Source organism: Mycobacterium sp. 1245801.1, from assembly GCF_001673055.1.
GTDB classification, from domain to species: Bacteria; Actinomycetota; Actinomycetes; order Mycobacteriales; family Mycobacteriaceae; genus Mycobacterium; species Mycobacterium europaeum_A.
In genome coordinates this window covers 1-609 of record NZ_LZKY01000064.1, presented here as the reverse complement: position 1 = coordinate 609, position 609 = coordinate 1, and the positions used below count along the sequence as shown (strand labels likewise).

At 66.7% G+C, this 609-nt stretch carries 2 protein-coding genes; one reads left to right on the top strand and one right to left on the bottom strand.

Going from position 1 to position 609, the window contains the following annotated elements; all coding sequences use genetic code 11:
• Positions 1-37: 37 nt before the first annotated feature.
• The gene (locus A5622_RS28890) at positions 38-256 is read right to left on the bottom strand and encodes an SDR family oxidoreductase (RefSeq protein WP_231998295.1); all 219 of its coding nucleotides are present in this window, start codon (positions 254-256) and stop codon (positions 38-40) included.
• Positions 257-289: 33 nt separating this feature from the next.
• On the opposite strand from A5622_RS28890, the gene A5622_RS28885 reads away from it, so the two are divergent.
• On the top strand, positions 290-409 hold the full coding sequence (locus A5622_RS28885) for an SDR family oxidoreductase (protein ID WP_369806935.1): 120 nt from the start codon (positions 290-292) through the stop codon (positions 407-409).
• Positions 410-609 lie beyond the last annotated feature (200 nt).

Below are 609 nucleotides of genomic sequence, written 5' to 3'. Positions count from 1 at the left end.
GTGTGCACGCCGCACCCCTTTCCGGACGGATCGGCCGTCAATCCATGGCGAGGCCGCCATTGACCTCCAGGCAGTGGCCAGTGATGAAACCGGAATCCTCGCCGGCCAAAAACGCCACCGCCTTGGCCACCTCTTCCGGCGTGACGAGCCGCCCCATGGGATTTGTCGCCCCGAGCTGGCCTACTTCTTCGGCCGTCAACAGCGAGTTCGCCGTCGGGTCGGCGACCGTGGCGGGCGAAACGAGGTTGGCGGTGATCTGGTGTGGAGCCAGCTCGGGGCGACAAATCCCATGGGGCGGCTCGTCACGCCGGAAGAGGTGGCCAAGGCGGTGGCGTTTTTGGCCGGCGAGGATTCCGGTTTCATCACTGGCCACTGCCTGGAGGTCAATGGCGGCCTCGCCATGGATTGACGGCCGATCCGTCCGGAAAGGGGTGCGGCGTGCACACGATCGATCTGGCATACGTCGGGCGTGGCATTCACGAGGAGCTGATCGCCCACGTCGCCGATCAGGAGGGCTACTACCGCGACGAAGGTGTGCACGTCGCCATCCGCGACGGGGTCGGCTGGCAAGCACAGCGGCTGCGCCACGTCGCGGTGATCGGCCTGGGT